16 protein-coding genes are annotated in these 16,274 nt (G+C 65.9%); 2 read left to right on the top strand and 14 right to left on the bottom strand.

The genetic code is table 11. The features are described from left to right. Window positions 1-72 precede the first annotated feature (72 nt). Window positions 73-609 (bottom strand): GNAT family N-acetyltransferase, encoded by a 537-nt coding sequence (locus A9K58_RS08210; protein WP_065198905.1) that lies wholly within the window; start codon window positions 607-609, stop codon window positions 73-75. Further along, window positions 578-1,945 carry a bifunctional UDP-N-acetylglucosamine diphosphorylase/glucosamine-1-phosphate N-acetyltransferase GlmU gene (gene glmU, locus A9K58_RS08215; protein ID WP_065198906.1) on the bottom strand — a complete coding sequence of 456 codons (1,368 nt, stop codon included), beginning with the start codon at window positions 1,943-1,945 and terminating at the stop codon, window positions 578-580. Before glmU ends, A9K58_RS08210 begins: the two co-directional genes overlap by 32 nt. Before the next feature lie 83 nt (window positions 1,946-2,028). Between glmU and A9K58_RS08220 the strand changes: the two genes are divergently transcribed. After that, window positions 2,029-2,412, top strand: a complete 384-nt coding sequence (locus tag A9K58_RS08220) for a GtrA family protein (RefSeq protein ID WP_065198907.1) — start codon at window positions 2,029-2,031, stop codon at window positions 2,410-2,412. A gap of 188 nt (window positions 2,413-2,600) precedes the next feature. On the opposite strand, the gene A9K58_RS08225 is transcribed toward A9K58_RS08220, so the two are convergent. The 9 genes from A9K58_RS08225 to A9K58_RS08265 all read right to left on the bottom strand — a co-directional run bounded on the left by A9K58_RS08225 (window position 2,601) and on the right by A9K58_RS08265 (window position 9,818). Continuing rightward, window positions 2,601-3,023 carry a F0F1 ATP synthase subunit epsilon gene (locus tag A9K58_RS08225; protein ID WP_065198908.1) on the bottom strand — a complete coding sequence of 141 codons (423 nt, stop codon included), beginning with the start codon at window positions 3,021-3,023 and terminating at the stop codon, window positions 2,601-2,603. A gap of 113 nt (window positions 3,024-3,136) precedes the next feature. Next, the gene (gene atpD, locus A9K58_RS08230; protein ID WP_065198909.1) at window positions 3,137-4,543 is read right to left on the bottom strand and encodes a F0F1 ATP synthase subunit beta; all 1,407 of its coding nucleotides are present in this window, start codon (window positions 4,541-4,543) and stop codon (window positions 3,137-3,139) included. A 37-nt stretch (window positions 4,544-4,580) separates the two neighbouring features. Further along, entirely contained in the window at window positions 4,581-5,444 is an 864-nt protein-coding gene (atpG, locus tag A9K58_RS08235; protein ID WP_005411129.1) for a F0F1 ATP synthase subunit gamma, read from the bottom strand. 98 nt (window positions 5,445-5,542) lie between these two features. Next, window positions 5,543-7,090 carry a F0F1 ATP synthase subunit alpha gene (gene atpA, locus A9K58_RS08240; protein WP_065198910.1) on the bottom strand — a complete coding sequence of 516 codons (1,548 nt, stop codon included), beginning with the start codon at window positions 7,088-7,090 and terminating at the stop codon, window positions 5,543-5,545. A gap of 44 nt (window positions 7,091-7,134) precedes the next feature. Continuing rightward, window positions 7,135-7,662, bottom strand: a complete 528-nt coding sequence (locus A9K58_RS08245; protein WP_065198911.1) for a F0F1 ATP synthase subunit delta — start codon at window positions 7,660-7,662, stop codon at window positions 7,135-7,137. Window positions 7,663-7,664: 2 nt separating this feature from the next. Beyond that, on the bottom strand, window positions 7,665-8,135 hold the full coding sequence (locus A9K58_RS08250) for a F0F1 ATP synthase subunit B (RefSeq protein WP_005419512.1): 471 nt from the start codon (window positions 8,133-8,135) through the stop codon (window positions 7,665-7,667). A gap of 106 nt (window positions 8,136-8,241) precedes the next feature. After that, window positions 8,242-8,547, bottom strand: a complete 306-nt coding sequence (gene atpE / locus A9K58_RS08255; RefSeq protein WP_005411133.1) for a F0F1 ATP synthase subunit C — start codon at window positions 8,545-8,547, stop codon at window positions 8,242-8,244. A gap of 73 nt (window positions 8,548-8,620) precedes the next feature. After that, window positions 8,621-9,421, bottom strand: a complete 801-nt coding sequence (gene atpB, locus A9K58_RS08260) for a F0F1 ATP synthase subunit A (protein WP_065198912.1) — start codon at window positions 9,419-9,421, stop codon at window positions 8,621-8,623. Window positions 9,422-9,452: 31 nt separating this feature from the next. After that, window positions 9,453-9,818: a hypothetical protein gene (locus tag A9K58_RS08265; RefSeq protein ID WP_196769172.1), complete on the bottom strand. Its 366-nt coding sequence runs from the start codon at window positions 9,816-9,818 to the stop codon at window positions 9,453-9,455. 459 nt (window positions 9,819-10,277) lie between these two features. Between A9K58_RS08265 and A9K58_RS08270 the strand changes: the two genes are divergently transcribed. Next, window positions 10,278-11,096, top strand: a complete 819-nt coding sequence (locus A9K58_RS08270; protein WP_065199023.1) for a hypothetical protein — start codon at window positions 10,278-10,280, stop codon at window positions 11,094-11,096. 851 nt (window positions 11,097-11,947) lie between these two features. Here the strand turns inward: A9K58_RS08270 and lpdA are convergent. The 3 genes from lpdA to A9K58_RS08285 form a co-directional block, all read right to left on the bottom strand. Beyond that, on the bottom strand, window positions 11,948-13,756 hold the full coding sequence (lpdA, locus tag A9K58_RS08275; protein WP_065198914.1) for a dihydrolipoyl dehydrogenase: 1,809 nt from the start codon (window positions 13,754-13,756) through the stop codon (window positions 11,948-11,950). Window positions 13,757-13,863: 107 nt separating this feature from the next. After that, on the bottom strand, window positions 13,864-15,570 hold the full coding sequence (aceF, locus tag A9K58_RS08280) for a dihydrolipoyllysine-residue acetyltransferase (RefSeq protein WP_065198915.1): 1,707 nt from the start codon (window positions 15,568-15,570) through the stop codon (window positions 13,864-13,866). A 167-nt stretch (window positions 15,571-15,737) separates the two neighbouring features. Next, window positions 15,738-16,253: a DNA-deoxyinosine glycosylase gene (locus A9K58_RS08285; RefSeq protein WP_065198916.1), complete on the bottom strand. Its 516-nt coding sequence runs from the start codon at window positions 16,251-16,253 to the stop codon at window positions 15,738-15,740. Between the last annotated feature and the right edge of the window lie 21 nt (window positions 16,254-16,274).

The following is a 16,274-nucleotide window of genomic DNA, read 5'->3' on the forward strand; positions in this document are numbered from 1 at the left end:
GGCAGTCGCCGACCTTGGCCGGCCTGTCGGTAGATCCACACCCTGCGTGGATATGCCGACCTGGCTCGGCATCTACCAGACCCGCCGCATCGCCACACGCAGATGCATCGGAAAGCCCAGCGCGGCTTCCTCGGCCATCACGGCCTTCAGCCCGGCTCCCCACTCCGCTTGCGGTACCGCGATGAAGCCTTCGCTGGCATAGAAGGCTGCATTCCACGGCACATCAGACAAGGTGGTCAGCACAGCGGAGCAGTAGCCTCCCGCCCGGGCCTGCGCCAATGCATGGCGCAGCAGCGCACGTCCATGACCACGGCGCGCATGCGCCGGATCCACGTCCATCTGCAGGACATGGAACTCACCGCACAGGTCGCCTGCCAGCAGGTAGCCGGCAATGCCGCCGCAGTCCGCATCGTCCACCACCCACAGCTGCCCGCGCCGGAGGCCCTGCCGCAACGTTGGCAGATCCAGGCCATGGCCGGTGAACACCGGATAGGCCTCATGGCCCTTCAGCAGCTCGCCGGCGCGCTGTTCGATCGCCGGCAGCACGCCGAGCTCGTCGGCATGCGGAAGACGTGGCTCAGGATTTCTTGACCGGACGCTTCCAGCCATCGATCGTTTCCTGCCGTGCGCGCGCCAGTGTCAGCTTGCCATCCGGCGCGGTGCGGGTGATGACCGAGCCGGCGGCGATGGTCGCGCCCTCGCCAATCGTCAACGGCGCCACCAGCGAGCTGTTGGACCCGATGAAGGCGTTGTCGCCGATGGTGGTGGTCGACTTGTTCACGCCATCGTAGTTGCAGGTGATGGTACCGGCACCGATGTTGACCTTGCTGCCGATCACCGCGTCCCCCAGGTAGGTCAGGTGGTTGGCCTTGCTGCCGACCCCCAGGATGGCCTTCTTGGTCTCGACGAAATTGCCGACGTGCACGCCATCGGCCAACACGGTACCCGGGCGCAGGCGCGCAAACGGACCGACCTGCGCAGCGCCTTCGGTGACCACGCCCTCCAGGTCGCAGTGGGCGCGCACCTCGGTACCTGGCCCGAGGTTGACGTCCTTCAGCCGGTTGAACGGGCCTACGGTAACGCCGTCGCCGAGCACGACGTCGCCCTCCAGCACGACATCGACGTCGATCAGCACGTCGCTGCCGACAGTGACGGTACCGCGGATGTCCAGCCGCGCCGGATCGCGCACGCGCGCGCCCTGCGCGCACAGCGCACGCACCGCGCGGCGCTGCCAGGCGCGCTCCAGCTGCGACAGCTGCCACGGATCGTTCGCGCCCTCGGCTTCCTGCGCATCCGCCACGAGTGCCATGTCGGCCGGAGTGTATTCCTGCGCGGCGAAGGCAAAGACGTCGGTGAGATAGTACTCGCCCTGGGCGTTGCTGTTGGACAACTGCGACAGCCAGCGCCGCAGCGCCGTTGATTCGGCGGTGATGATGCCGGTGTTGATCGTGCGCACGCGCAGCTGATCGTCATTGGCGTCCTTCTGCTCGACGATCGCGCCGACCTTGCCCTCTGCATCGCGCAGCACCCGGCCGTATCCGGTCGGGTCGTCCACATCGGCCACCAGTACCGCGAGCCGGCCCGGCTGCGCGAGCAGGTCGCGCAGGGTCTGTGCGCGGATCAGCGGCACGTCGCCGTACAGGACCAGCACCTGTGCCGCATCCGGCACCTGCGGCATGGCCTGCGCCACCGCATGCCCGGTGCCGAGCTGCTGCGCCTGTTCGGCCCACTGCAGGTCGGGCTGTCCGGCAAAGCACTGCCGGACCGCCTCGCCGCCGTGGCCATGGACCACGTGGATGGCCGCCGGCTGCAGCTCCCGGGCCGTGGCAATCACGTGCGCAAGCATCGGCTGGCCGGCGATCGGCTGCAGCACCTTCGGCAACACGGATTTCATGCGCTTTCCAGCGCCGGCGGCGAGGATGATGACGTGCAGGGGTTGGGTCATGGGAGCAGCAATCCGTGGTTCGTTGCCACTGATTCTAGAGCGTGGGTCGTTAACATGGGCGTCCCTCCTCCTTTCTCCCGCCAATGACCCTCATCCGCCAGGGAAGCGCCTACCTTTTCATCGGGCTCGTGCAACTACTGGTGGATTGGCTGGTCTACGTGGTCGCCACGGTACAGGGGCTACCCGTTGCACCTGCCAACATCACCGGGCGCCTGGCCGGCATGCTGCTGGGCTTCTGGCTCAACGGCCGCTACACCTTTGCCGAGGCCGGCACCCCCAGGCTGGGCTGGAAGCGCTTCGTCCGCTTCTTCGCGCTGTGGCTGCTGATGACCGCCGCGAGCACGCTGCTGGTGAGCCTTGTCGACCACGCGCTGGGCCTTCGCTACACCTGGCTGGCCAAGCCGCTCGTCGAAGGCGGGCTGGCCGGAGTGTCGTTCCTGTTGATGCGCCACGTCGTGTACCGCTGATACCGCGCCGGGACCGGGCGGCTGCGCCGGTTGCCCGCCGACCCGCGTGTACGGCGCCTGATTCACGGCGGCAATGCGCCGTCGGCGAGGATCGATGCTCTCCGGCCGGACCGGCCGGGCCACGCACAAGAACACGCATAAAAAAACGCCGGCACAGGGCCGGCGTTTTCGTGGGTCCCGCGTGATCCTCAGTGCTTGAGGGTCTTGCGCAGGCGCTCCAGCGCCTGCAGCTGGACGACCGCTTCAGCCAGCTTCTGCTGCGCTTCGGCCACTTCCATCGCTTCGCTGCGGTTTGCCAGGATGCGCTCGGCTTCTTCCTTGGCCTTGCGGACCGAGGCTTCGTCGATGTCCTGCGCGCGGATCGCGGTGTCGGCCAGCACGGTCACCACCTGCGGCTGCACTTCCAGGATGCCGCCGGAAATGGCGAAATCCAGCTGCTCGCCGTTTGGCGTGGTCACCACCACCTTACCCGGCTTCAGGCGGGTGATCAGCGGCGCGTGCTTGGGGGCAATGCCCAGTTCGCCCAGCTCACCGGTGGCCACGACCAGGGTCGCTTCGCCACGGAAGATTTCCTGCTCGGCGCTGACGATGTCGCAACGGATCGTGCTCATGCAAATCTCTTCGCTGTTCGCGGCGGCGCGATGCCACCGTGGGAGTCCACCGGCGCGGGCGGTTGCCCGGCGCCGGCGTCAGGTCGGGCGGGATCGCTCCCGCCCGCCCCGGATCAGGCCTTCTCGGCCATCTTCTTGGCCTTCTCGACCGCTTCCTCGATGCCGCCGACCATGTAGAACGCCTGTTCCGGCAGGTGGTCGTACTCGCCATCGACGATGGCCTTGAAGCCACGGATGGTGTCCTTCAGCGGCACGTACTTGCCCGGCGAACCGGTGAACACTTCGGCCACGTGGAACGGCTGGCTGAAGAAGCGCTCGATCTTGCGGGCGCGCGACACGGCCTGCTTGTCCTCTTCGGACAGCTCGTCCATGCCCAGGATCGCGATGATGTCCTTCAGCTCCTTGTACTTCTGCAGGGTCTGCTGGACGCGCTGGGCGGTGTCGTAATGCTCGTTGCCGATGACCAGCGGATCCATCTGGCGGCTGGTCGAGTCCAGCGGATCGACGGCCGGGTAGATGCCCAGCGAGGCGATCGAACGCGACAGGGTGACGGTCGAGTCCAGGTGGGCGAAGGTGGTCGCCGGCGACGGGTCGGTCAGGTCGTCCGCGGGAACGTACACGGCCTGGATCGAGGTGATCGAACCGTTCTTGGTCGAGGTGATGCGCTCCTGCAGGACGCCCATTTCCTCGGCCAGGGTCGGCTGGTAACCCACGGCCGACGGCATGCGGCCCAGCAGTGCCGACACTTCGGTACCGGCCAGGGTGTAGCGGTAGATGTTGTCGACGAACAGCAGCACGTCCTTGCCCTTGCCGTTTTCGTCCTTCTCGTCGCGGAAGTACTCGGCCATGGTCAGGCCGGTCAGGGCGACGCGCAGGCGGTTGCCCGGCGGCTCGTTCATCTGGCCGTACACCATCGCCACCTTGTCCAGGACGTTGGAGTCCTTCATTTCGTGGTAGAAGTCGTTGCCCTCACGGGTACGCTCGCCCACGCCGGCGAACACGGACAGGCCGCTGTGCGCCTTGGCGATGTTGTTGATCAGTTCCATCATGTTGACGGTCTTGCCGACGCCGGCGCCGCCGAACAGGCCGACCTTGCCGCCCTTGGCGAACGGGCACATCAGGTCGATCACCTTGATGCCGGTTTCCAGCAGCTCGGTGGCCGGGGACTGGTCTTCATACGACGGGGCCGCGCGGTGGATTTCCCAGTTGTCGCTGGCAGCGACCGGGCCGGCTTCGTCGATCGGACGGCCCAGCACGTCCATGATGCGGCCCAGGGTACCGGCGCCGACCGGCACCGAGATGCCACGGCCGGTGTTGACCGCCACCAGGTTGCGCTTCAGGCCGTCGGTGGAACCGAGGGCGATGGTACGCACCACGCCGTCGCCCAGCTGCTGCTGGACTTCGAGGGTGATTTCGGTGTTTTCGACCTTCAGTGCGTCGTACACCTTCGGCACCGATTCACGCGGGAATTCGACGTCGACGACCGCGCCGATGATCTGAACGATCTTGCCCTGACTCATTGCTGCATCCTCTAATGTGTGCTTTGAACGAACGCGGTCAGACTGCTGCCGCGCCGCCGACGATTTCGGAGATTTCCTGGGTGATCGCTGCCTGGCGCGCCTTGTTGTAGACGAGCTGCAGGGTGCCGATCAGCTTGTTGGCGTTGTCGCTCGCCGCCTTCATCGCAACCATGCGTGCCGCATGCTCGGAGGCGACGTTTTCCAGCAGTGCCTGGTACACCAGCGACTCGATGTAACGCGTCATCACGTGCTCCAGCACGGTCGCGGCATCGGGTTCGTACAGGTAGTCCCAGTCGTGGTGAGCGACCTGCTTCTCGGCCGGCGGCAGCGGCAGCAGCTGATCGAAGCTGGCCTTCTGCACCATGGTGTTCACGAAGCGGTTGTAGACCAGGTACACGCGGTCGATCTTGCCTTCGGTGAAGGCGTCGAGCATGACCTTGATCACGCCGATCAGCGATTCCAGCTTCGGCACGTCGCCGATATGGGTCACGCTGCCGACCATGTTGACCTTCACGCGGCGGAAGAAGGTCGATGCCTTCTGGCCGATGGTCACCAGGTCCACTTCCGCACCCTTGTCCTGCCATGCCTTGGCTTCGCCCAGCATCTTGCGGAACAGGTTGTTGTTGAGGCCGCCGGCCAGACCGCGATCGGAGGAGATCACGATGAAACCGACCCGCTTGACCTGCTCACGCTCGACCAGGAACGGATGCTGGTAGTCGGTACTGGCCTGGGCCAGGTGGCCGATCACCTGCTTCATCGCCTGCGCGTACGGACGCGAGGTCTTCATCCGATCCTGCGCCTTGCGGATCTTGGAGGCCGAGACCATTTCCAGGGCGCGCGTCACCTTGCGGGTGTTCTGCACGCTCTTGATCTTGGTTTTGATTTCGCGTCCGCTTGCCATCTCTTGTTTCCCGTGGCGCGGGGCTGTCGCCCCGCGTTGTTCAACCGTTTGATCATCTGGTCCAGCGGAGCCAGTGGCTCCGCTCTACAGGACCGCGATTACCAGCTGCCGGTGGTCTTGAACTCGGTGATGCCCTTCTTGAAGGCAGCCTCGATGTCGTTGTCCCAGCCGCCGGTGGCGTTGACCTTGCTGACCAGCTCGCCCTGGGTGTTGGCGAAGTGGGCGTGCAGGCCTTCTTCGAACGCCAGCAGCTTGTTGACCGGCACGTCGTCGAGGTAGCCCTCGTTGACGGCGTAGATCGACAGCGCCTGGTTGGCGATCGACATCGGCGCGTACTGCTTCTGCTTCATCAGCTCGGTGACGCGCTGGCCACGTTCCAACTGCTTGCGGGTCGCTTCGTCCAGGTCCGAGGCGAACTGCGCGAAGGCAGCCAGCTCACGGTACTGGGCCAGCGAGATACGGATGCCGCCCGACAGCTTCTTGATGATCTTGGTCTGGGCCGAGCCACCGACGCGCGACACCGAGATACCGGCGTTCACGGCCGGGCGGATGCCGGCATTGAACAGGTCGGTTTCCAGGAAGATCTGGCCGTCGGTGATCGAGATCACGTTGGTCGGAACGAAGGCGGACACGTCGCCGGCCTGGGTTTCGATGATCGGCAGCGCGGTCAGCGAACCGGTCTTGCCGGTGACCTTGCCTTCGGTGAACTTCTCGACGTACTCCTCGGACACGCGGGCAGCGCGCTCGAGCAGACGGGAGTGCAGGTAGAACACGTCACCCGGGTAGGCTTCGCGGCCCGGCGGACGCTTCAGCAGCAGCGAGATCTGGCGGTAGGCGACGGCCTGCTTGGACAGATCGTCGTACACGATCAGCGCGTCTTCGCCGCGGTCCATGAAGTACTCACCCATGGTGCAGCCCGAGTAGGCGCTGATGTACTGCATGGCAGCCGATTCGGAAGCGGTCGCGGCCACCACGATGGTGTGGGCCAGCGCGCCGTTCTCTTCCAGCTTGCGCACGATGTTGGCGATGGTCGACGCCTTCTGGCCGATCGCAACGTACACGCACTTGATGCCGGTGCCCTTCTGGTTGATCACCGCATCGATCGCCATGGCGGTCTTGCCGGTCTGGCGGTCACCGATGATCAGCTCGCGCTGGCCACGGCCGATCGGGATCATCGAGTCGACCGACTTGTAACCGGTCTGCACCGGCTGGTCGACCGACTTGCGCCAGATCACGCCCGGCGCAACACGCTCCACCGGAGCGGTCAGCTCGGTGCCCAGCGGGCCCTTGCCATCGATCGGCTCGCCCAGCGCATTGACGACGCGGCCCAGCAGTTCCGGGCCGACCGGCACTTCCAGGATGCGGCCGGTGGTCTTGGCGACGTCGCCTTCGCGCAGGTGCTCGTAGTCACCCAGGACCACGGCGCCGACCGAGTCGCGCTCCAGGTTCAGGGCCAGGGCGAAGGTGTTGTTCGGCAGTTCGATCATTTCGCCCTGCATCACGTCGGCCAGACCGAAGATGCGCACGATGCCGTCGGACACGCTGGTCACGGTGCCTTCGTTGCGCGATTCCGCGGCCAGCTTGACCTTCTCGATGCGGTTCTTGATCAGTTCGCTGATTTCGGAGGGGTTGAGCGTGGTTGCCATCGTCAAGTCCTAGTGCCGGCAGCGGGGCCGGACGTTAAATGAATTCAGTTAGCGAGCGCGGTCTGCAGACGGGCCAGCTTGCCCTTCAGCGAACCATCGATGACCACGTCACCGGCGTCGATCACGGCGCCGCCGATCAGCGAGGCATCGACCGCGGTGGTCACCTCGACCTCGCGGTTGAAGCGCTTGCGCAGCGCGGCCGTGATCGCGTCCAGTTCACCGGCCGACAGCTCGGCGGCCGAGGTCACGGTGGCCTTGACCACGTGCTCGGCTTCGGCGCGCAGGGCATCGAACATGCCGGAGATTTCCGGCAACAACGGCAGACGATGCGATTCGGCCAGGAGGGCCAGGAAGCGCGAGTAGGTCTCGCCGTGGGACACCGGCGCCAGCAGGGCGACGGCGTCGTCACGACCCAGCTCCGGGTTGGCGAGCAGGGCCGCCACGCGCGGGTCGGCGGCGACGTGGGCGGAGAACGCCAGGGCGTCCGACCACGGCGCGAACGCGCCTTCGTCGCGCGCGGTCGCGAACGCGGCGCGGGCGTACGGGCGGGCAAGCGTGAGGGCCTGGCTCATCCTTAGATCTCCGAGGCCAGCTCGTCGAGCAGCGCCTTGTGGGCGTTGGCGTCGATTTCGCGCTTGAGCAGCTTTTCGGCACCGGTCACGGCCAGCGCGGACACCTGCTTGCGCAGGTCTTCACGGGCACGGTTGGCGGCGGCGTCGATTTCAGCCTGGGCCAGTTCCTTCTGGCGGGTGGCTTCGGTGATCGCTTCGTTGCGGGCAGCGTCGACGATCTGGTTGGCGCGCGCGTGGGCCTGGTCGATGATCTCGTTGGCCTTGGTGCGGGCTTCCTTCAGCGCTTCGTTGACCTTCTCCTGCGCCTGGGCCAGGTCTTTCTGGCTGCGGTCGGCAGCAGCGAGGCCTTCAGCGATCTTCTGCTGGCGCTCCTCGATCGCGTTCATCAGCGGCGGCCAGATCTTGGTCGCGATGATCCAGATCAGGCCAGCGAAGGCCAGCGCCTGCGCAAGAAGGGTGAAATTGATATTCATGGTTAGCTCGATCGCTGGTTTCGGGGTGGACGCGCCGCCGTGGCGGCGCATCCGGCCTTCATCCGAAACCGGGTGCATCCGCACCCGGTCGTCTCAAACCGCTGTATCAGCCGGCCAGAGCCTTGGTGACGGCGCCAGCGAAGGCAGCCGACAGCGGGTTGGCGAAGGCCAGCAGCAGGCCGACGGCGACCGAGATGATGAACGCGGCGTCGATCAGGCCGGCGGTGATGAACATGCGGACCTGCAGGACCGGGATCAGTTCCGGCTGGCGGGCGGCCGACTCCAGGAACTTACCAGCCATGATGGCCAGACCCAGACCGGCGCCCAGCGCGGCCAGGCCGATCATGATGCCGACGGCAAGGGCGGTGGAGCTCTGAATCTGCGCGAAGTTGGTCAGGACGGCGAAGTACATGGTTATCTCCAGGAACTTAAGTTGCTAAGGGTGATGAAACGGATGAAGGTTGAAACGCGTTGAAGCTTGAAACTCAGTGAGCGTCTTCCGACAGGCTCAGGTACACGATCGACAGCATCATGAAGATGAAGGCCTGCAGCGGGATCACCAGCAGGTGGAACAGCATCCAGCCCAGGCCGAACGCACCACCGGCAATGGCACCGAAGAAGCCGGCACCACCCAGCACCCAGATCAGCAGGAACACGATTTCGCCGCCGAACATGTTGCCGAACAGTCGCATCGCCAGCGAGATCGGCTTGCTCAGCCACTCGACGATGTTGAGGATCAGGTTGAACGGCATCATCCACTTGCCGAACGGCGCCGTCAGGAATTCCTTGATGAAGCCGCCCAGGCCCTTGGACTTCAGCGCGAAGAACAGCATCAGGAAGAACACGCTGATCGCCATGCCCAGGGTGGCATTGACGTCAGCGGTCGGTACCGGCTTCCAGTAGTGGATGCCCGCCCATTCCAGCGGCTTGGCGATGAAGTCGGCCGGGATCATCTTGATCAGGTTCATCATCAGGATCCAGAAGAAGATCGTGATGGCGATCGGCGTGACCAGCTTGCTCTTGCCGTGATAGGTGTCCTTGGCCTGGCGGTCGACGAACTCCAGGCAGATCTCGACGAAGGCCTGCCACTTGCCCGGCACGCCGGCGGTGGCCTTGCGGGTACCCAGCCAGAACGCGACCACGATCACCAGGCCCATCAGGACCGCGGTAAGGAAGGTGTCGACGTGGATATGCCAGAACATCCCGTCGCCGTTGCCGACCGGAGCGGTCAGGTTCTGCAGGTGATGCTGGATGTAGCTGGTAGGGGTTAGAGCCTCGCCCGCCATGTGTCCGGAACCTTCAGTTAATTGAATTCTGTCAACGCCTGGCCATGGCCAGGACCTGGAACATCAAGCCGACGGCGATACCGGCCAACAGCGCCAGTGCAGGCAGCTTGAAGACCAGGAACCCCACCAGCAGGACGCCGAAAACCACCACCCACTTGGCCACGATGGCCACGATCAGGCGAGCCATCGCCGACCCCGCGGCCATCGCTCCCCCGCCCAGCGCCATCCGGGCCGCGACCCAGCCGCCCGCTGAAATCGCCACGCCGGACGCCAGCGCGCCGAGGGCATATTTCGGCCCTGCCAGCAGGAAGGCCAGGGCCAGGACAGCCACTGCGGCCAGCGGGTAGACCGCGGCGCGCAGCATCAGTCGCCGACCCGCATCAACGGAGTTCAGCACAGGACGTCCCGCGTGGTTGCAAGTGGAAGGCTGAGGCGGCTACAGCAGGGGGGCCTCATCGAGCCGCCAAATTATAGCAATGGGACAATTTGCGAGACAACCGCCCCCTGTTCATACCGGAAGGCCGCAAGTTGCGGTAACGGTTACAGTTTTGCGTGCCACCCGGGGGACAATGACGTCCATCCGATGTTGCAATGCAGTATTGAACTTTGGTCGCACGCCACGGAACTTTCGCCGCAGCGACCGGTCCCACCCTGCGACCTGCCTGCAGCAACCTCGTCGGCTCCATCCCCGCAGGTCCCGCGATGGCCCCGAAGCCCGGCTCCGGGGCCATCCTTTTTGCATCGTCGCGACAGCGCTGAACCGTGCACACACCGTGGACCATACGTTCACGGATGGTGGACGGTGGTACGCGGCACAGTGGCCTTCATCCTGATGAACCATTGCAAGGACTCCTCGATGCGCCCCGTACCCACCCTGCTCGCCCTTTCCCTGCTCGCTGCCGGCGCTTCATTCGCCAGCGCCGCCCATGCCGCCGAAGGCGACGATCGCTTCGCCCTGCGGCTGGGTGCGATGAACATCGATTCGGACAACACGATCCGCGGCAGGACCAGCGTGGCCGGCCAGGACATCGGCTTCTCGGAGGACTTCAAGCTGGGGGGCAAGGAATGGGAACCGCGCGTTGACGGCATGTTCCGCATCAGCGACCGCCAGCGCCTGCTCTTCAACTACTTCAAGTACGACAAGGATCGCCGCGAGACCCTCGGCGAGGACATCTCCTTCGGTGACGTCAACGTGCCGGCCGGCAGCTTCGTCAAGGGCGAGCTGAAGTACCAGGTCGCCAGCCTCGTCTATGACTACTCGGTCGTTGATACCGACACATTCGACCTGGGCCTGCAGCTCGGTGCGGAATACGCCAAGGTCAGCAGCAAGGCCTACGCCGATCTGGGGACCGTGTACCAGGGCCGGTTCCTCGATGAGAAGACCGACGGCATCGCGCCGGTGGTCGGTGCGCGCCTGAGCTTCACGCCGTCCGAGAAGTGGATGATCACCCTGCAGGGCCAGTATCTCAACACGCGCTGGGGCAGCTTCGATGACTACAAGGGCGACCTGAGCCGCGCCAACGCCATCGTCGATTACCGCTTCACCAGGAACTTCGGTGTGTTCGCCGGCTACGACTGGTTCAAGCTCGACGCGGACAAGAAGGGCAGCGATGGCACCATCGGCCTGAAGCAGGAATTCAAGGGCCCGGTGGCCGGCGTCAGCTTCGTGTTCTGATCCCCCGCTCCTTCCACGCTCTCTCTCTCCTGGCGCGGCCTCCGGAACATCGGGGCCGCGTTTTTTGTGTGGCCCTGATGCAAGAGCAGAAGCGGGTTGGTCGAGCGCTGGAGGGAGCGGGGGCTGCGTGCGAATGTCCCCCGGCGCCAGCCTGCGGCCGGCGCCTCCTCCTTTACTTCGCACACAACCCCCGCTCCCTCCGCGTGTCAGGCATCCCGGCGGCCCAGGCACTGGCTCTCGACTATCCGCAAGCCGAGCCGCTGCGTGGGTGGCAGTTGCCGTAGACGCATGCGTGGTCGAGCGCTGGGGGAAGAGGGGCTTGCGTGCGAATGTCCCCCGGCGCCGGCCTACGGCCGTCACCTCCTCCTTTACTTCGCACACAAGCCCCTCTTCCCCCGCGTGTCAGGCATCCAGGCGGGCCAGGCTGTGGCTCTCGACTATCCGCAAGCCGAGCCGCTGCGCGGGTGGCAGGCGTTTGGACAAAGTAAAGGAGGAGGCGACCGCCGAAGGCGGACGACGGGGGACATTTGTCCAGACGCCTGCCACCCGCACAGCGGCCCAGACCTTCGCGGTGGCAGTTGCCGTAGACGCAGGCGTGGTCGAGCGCCGGAGGGAGAGGGCATCCGGGCGGCTTTGGCACTGCTCTCGACCGTCCGCAAGCCGAGCCGCTGCGCGGGTGGCGGGCGTTTCGACAAAGTAAAGGAGGAGGCGACCGCCGCAGGCGGGCGACGGGGGACATTTGTCGAAATGCCTGCCACCCGCGCAGCGGCCCCACCCTTCGCTGCAGCACTGATCGAAGAAAAGAGCCCCGGCAGATGCCAGGGCTTTTCGTTCGAAACGGCGTGGACGCCTTACTTCTTCTTCGGCAGGTACAGATCGGTGATCGTGCCGTCGTAGATTTCCGAGGCCATCGCCACCGACTCGCTCAGCGTCGGGTGGGCATGGATGGTGTGGCCGATGTCCTCGGCTTCGGCACCCATCTCGATCGCCAGGCCGATCTCGGCCAGCAGGTCACCAGCATGCACGCCGACGATCGCACCGCCGATGATGCGGTGGGTTTCCTCGTCGAAGATCAGCTTGGTGAAGCCCTCGGTACGACCGATGCCGATCGCGCGGCCACTGGCGGCCCACGGGAACTTGGCCACGCCGACCTTCAGGCCCTTCGCCTTGGCTTCGGTCTCGGTCACGCCGACCCAGGCGATTTCCGGGTTGGTGTAGGCCACCGACGGAATCACGCGGGCCACCCACTCCTTCTTGTGGCCGGCGGCCACTTCGGCGGCCAGCTTGCCCTCGTGCGTAGCCTTGTGGGCCAGCATCGGGTTGCCGACGATATCGCCGATGGCAAAGATGTGCGGCACGTTGGTGCGCATCTGGCGGTCGACCGGGATGAAGCCACGATCGGTGACCTGCACGCCGGCCTTCTCGGCATCGATCTTCTTGCCGTTCGGCGAACGCCCGACGGCCACCAGCACACGGTCGAACGTGCCTTGCGCCAGCGCCGGCGCCTGGCCTTCCTCGGCCGCCTCGAAGGTCACGGTGATGCCCTTGGCATCGGCGGTGACGCCCGACGCCTTGGTCTTCAGGTGTACTTCGATGCCCTGCTTCTTCAGGCGGTCGGCCAGCGGCTTGACCAGATCCTTGTCGGCGCCAGGCATCAGCTGGTCCATGAACTCGACGACGGTGACCTTGCTGCCCAGCGCGCTGTACACGGTGGCCATTTCCAGGCCGATGATGCCGCCACCGACGACCAGCAGCGAGCCCGGCACTTCGGCCAGTTCCAGCGCGTCGGTGGAATCCATCACGCGCTTGTCGTCCCACGGGAAGTTCGGCAGCTTCACCGCCTGCGAACCGGCGGCGATGATGCACTTCTGGAAGCGCAGCAGCTGGGTGCTGCCGTCAGCGGCGGTGATTTCCAGCTCGTTGGCCGAAACAAACCTGCCGACGCCCTGCACGTTGCGGACCTTGCGCTGCTTGGCCATGCCAGCCAGGCCCTTGGTCAGCTGGTTGACGACCTTTTCCTTGTACTCGCGCAGCTTGTCCAGGGTGATGGTCGGCTTGCCGAACTCGACGCCGAAATCACCGGCGTGGGCCACTTCGTCGATCACCGCAGCAGCATGCAGCAGCGCCTTGGACGGAATGCAGCCCACGTTGAGGCAGACGCCGCCGAGGCTGGCGTAACGCTCGACCAGCACCGTATCCAGGCCGACGTCGGCGGCGCGGAACGCTGCGGTATAGCCGCCCGGGCCCGAGCCCAGCACGACCATTTCGCACTCGATATCGGCCGGCTTGCCACTGGACAGCGCCGGCTTCGGCGCAGCCGGCTCGGCCGGGGCACGGTGCGACGGGGTCACCGGCGGCTTGCTGGCCGGAGCGGCTGCCGCCGGGGCCGGCGCAGCGGGCTTGGCCGGGGCTTCAGCGGCACCTTCGGTTTCCAGCACCACGACCACGGCGCCTTCGGACAACGTATCGCCCAGCTTGACCTTCAGTTCCTTGACCACGCCGGCGGCCGAGGACGGCACTTCCAGGGTGGCCTTGTCCGACTCCAGGGTCACCAGGCCCTGGTCCTTCTTCACCGTGTCGCCGACGGCGACCAACACTTCGATCACCGGCACATCGCTGTAATCACCGATGTCGGGAACCTTGACTTCAATCGTGGCCATGGTGGGTTTTCCTCGTGCCCGCCCGGCGGCGCCGGCGGGCTGTCACTGCATCTGTTCACGCGGCCGCGCCAGGGGCTGCGGCCGCACGGTGGGGGCGAAGCGGTGCCTTACAGCAGCACGCGACGCATGTCGGCCAGTACCTGTGACAGGTACGTGGTGAAGCGTGCGGCCAGGGCGCCGTCGATGACGCGGTGGTCGTAGCTCAGCGACAGCGGCAGCATCAGCTTCGGTGCGAATTCCTTGCCGTTCCAGACCGGCTGGATGGACGACTTGGAGACGCCGAGGATGGCCACTTCCGGTGCGTTGACGATCGGGGTGAACGCGGTGCCACCGATGCCGCCCAGCGAGCTGATCGAGAAGCAGCCGCCGCTCATGTCGGCCGGGCCGAGCTTGCCGTCGCGCGCCTTCCTGGCCAGTTCGCCGGTTTCCTGCGCGATCTGCACCACGCCCTTCTTGTCCACGTCGCGGATCACCGGCACGACCAGGCCGTTCGGCGTGTCGGCGGCAAAACCGATGTGGAAGTACTTCTTCAGGGTCAGGTTTTCGCCGCTGGCATCGAGCGAGGCGTTGAACTCCGGGAACTTCTTCAGCGCCGCAGCGCTGGCCTTGATCAGGAAGGCGAGCATGGTCAGCTTGATGCCGGCCTTCTCGTTTTCCTTGTTCAGCGCCACGCGCAGGGCTTCCAGGTCGGTGATGTCGGCCTGGTCGAACTGGGTGACGTGCGGGATCATCGCCCAGTTGCGGGCCAGGTTCGCGCCGGAGATCTTCTTGATGCGCGACAGCGGCTGCACTTCGGTCTCGCCGAACTTGCTGAAGTCGACCTTCGGCCAGGGCAGCAGGTTCAGGCCGCCACCGGCAGCGACAGCAGCACCGCCGGCAGCCGGCACGCCACCGCTGAGCGCGGCCTTGACGAACTTCTGCACGTCACCCTTGGTGATGCGGCCCCCCTTCTCGGTGCCGTTGATCTGCAGCAGGTCCACGCCCAGCTCGCGGGCGAACACGCGCACCGCCGGAGTGGCGTACGGCACCTTGGCCGGCAGCACGCCATCGGCGTTGAACTGCACCGGCGGGCTGGACGGGGTACCGGCCGAGGCGATATCGCGGGCCGCCAGCTTGTCCGGCTGCGCCGGCATCGCGACCGGTTCGACCTTGGTGGCCGTCTCGGCAGCGGCCGGCGCAGCGGCGGCGGCGGCCTGGGTCGGTGCCGGCGCGGCAGCACCCTCGGCTTCGATGATGGCGACCACATTGCCCTGCGACAGGGTGTCGCCGACCTTGACCTTCAGTTCCCTGACCACGCCGGCGACCGAGGACGGCACCTCCATGGTGGCCTTGTCGCTTTCCAGCGTGACCAGGCCCTGGTCCTTCTTGACCGTGTCGCCGACGGCGACCAGGACTTCAATGACCGGGATGTCGGTGTAATCGCCGATGTCCGGTACCCGGGCCTCGACCGTACCGCCGCTGGCGGCCGGGGCGGCCGGCGCTGCAGCGGCCGGCGCCGGGGCGCTCTGGCTGGCGGCAGCCGGGGCCTTGGCCGGCGCCGGGGCGGCGGCCGCCGGCTTGGCGGCTTCACCGTCTGCCACTTCGATCAGCGCCACCACCTTGCCTTCGGACAGGGTGTCGCCGACCTTGACCTTGATGTCCTTGACCACGCCGGCAACCGAGGACGGTACTTCCATCGTTGCCTTGTCACTTTCCAGCGTCACCAGGCCCTGGTCCTTCCTGACCGTATCGCCGACGGCGACGAGCACCTCGATTACCGGGATATCGCTGTAGTCACCGATATCGGGGACAAGTGCTTCCTTGATTTCGGCCATGGGGATAACTCCGGCAATCTGGTGTAGGGAAACGTCTATTGTGCGGCCAGCCGGGGCCAGCGCCAACCGTTACAGGTGTTTTCAGTACGCACGCAGCCGGGACACGCTGTTGCCGCCGGATGCGGGGCGCGACCAGTGGGTAGCGTATTGTCCGGACGATGTCCGCTTCATGTCGCCAGTACAGCGGCCACCGGTTGCCAGGCCTGGCGCAGGCGCGGCAAGGACCACGCGGCATTGGCGGGGCTCGTGGACGGCAGTGCCAGCAGTCTCGGCGGCGCCTCCAGTTGCGGCAGCACCCAGCGCTGGAAGGCCTGCATCGACGCCCCGCCATTGCAGCCGATCAGCTCCAGCCCGGGAAGCGCGGCAATCAATGCCGGCAGCGCATTGGCCACTTCCGTGCCCCGCACGATGTCCGCATCCAGGCTGCCACGGCGCTCGCATCGGCCGATCACATCCCACAGGCCGATACCGGCCGCCTGCAGTGCCTGCAACCGTTGTTCATAGACCAGGCCTGCGTCGAAACCGCACAGGTCCGCCATCAACGGCCAGAAGCGGTTGCGGGGATGAGCGTAGTAGCGCTGCTCCTGCAGCGACGCAGCGCCGGGCATCGAGCCCAGCAGCAACACCCGGCAATCCACGTTCACCTGCGCTTGCAGGCCGATGCACACCGTTGCTGCGCTCACGCCTCCTCCAACTGCATGAAT

Origin of the sequence: Stenotrophomonas maltophilia (genome assembly GCF_001676385.1) — a bacterium.
GTDB classification, from domain to species: Bacteria; Pseudomonadota; Gammaproteobacteria; order Xanthomonadales; family Xanthomonadaceae; genus Stenotrophomonas; species Stenotrophomonas maltophilia_J.

Coding starts and splice junctions, on each gene's coding strand:
- atpG (WP_005411129.1), bottom strand. CDS start 5,444: ATGGCAAGCGGACGCGAAATCAAAACCAAGATCAAGAGCGTGCAGAAC.
- atpB (WP_065198912.1), bottom strand. CDS start 9,421: ATGGCGGGCGAGGCTCTAACCCCTACCAGCTACATCCAGCATCACCTG.
- A9K58_RS08210 (WP_065198905.1), bottom strand. CDS start 609: ATGGCTGGAAGCGTCCGGTCAAGAAATCCTGAGCCACGTCTTCCGCAT.
- glmU (WP_065198906.1), bottom strand. CDS start 1,945: ATGACCCAACCCCTGCACGTCATCATCCTCGCCGCCGGCGCTGGAAAG.
- atpA (WP_065198910.1), bottom strand. CDS start 7,090: ATGGCAACCACGCTCAACCCCTCCGAAATCAGCGAACTGATCAAGAAC.
- atpE (WP_005411133.1), bottom strand. CDS start 8,547: ATGTACTTCGCCGTCCTGACCAACTTCGCGCAGATTCAGAGCTCCACC.
- atpD (WP_065198909.1), bottom strand. CDS start 4,543: ATGAGTCAGGGCAAGATCGTTCAGATCATCGGCGCGGTCGTCGACGTC.
- A9K58_RS08250 (WP_005419512.1), bottom strand. CDS start 8,135: ATGAATATCAATTTCACCCTTCTTGCGCAGGCGCTGGCCTTCGCTGGC.
- A9K58_RS08220 (WP_065198907.1), top strand. CDS start 2,029: ATGACCCTCATCCGCCAGGGAAGCGCCTACCTTTTCATCGGGCTCGTG.
- A9K58_RS08225 (WP_065198908.1), bottom strand. CDS start 3,023: ATGAGCACGATCCGTTGCGACATCGTCAGCGCCGAGCAGGAAATCTTC.
- A9K58_RS08245 (WP_065198911.1), bottom strand. CDS start 7,662: ATGAGCCAGGCCCTCACGCTTGCCCGCCCGTACGCCCGCGCCGCGTTC.
- lpdA (WP_065198914.1), bottom strand. CDS start 13,756: ATGGCCACGATTGAAGTCAAGGTTCCCGACATCGGTGATTACAGCGAT.
- A9K58_RS08270 (WP_065199023.1), top strand. CDS start 10,278: ATGCGCCCCGTACCCACCCTGCTCGCCCTTTCCCTGCTCGCTGCCGGC.
- aceF (WP_065198915.1), bottom strand. CDS start 15,570: ATGGCCGAAATCAAGGAAGCACTTGTCCCCGATATCGGTGACTACAGC.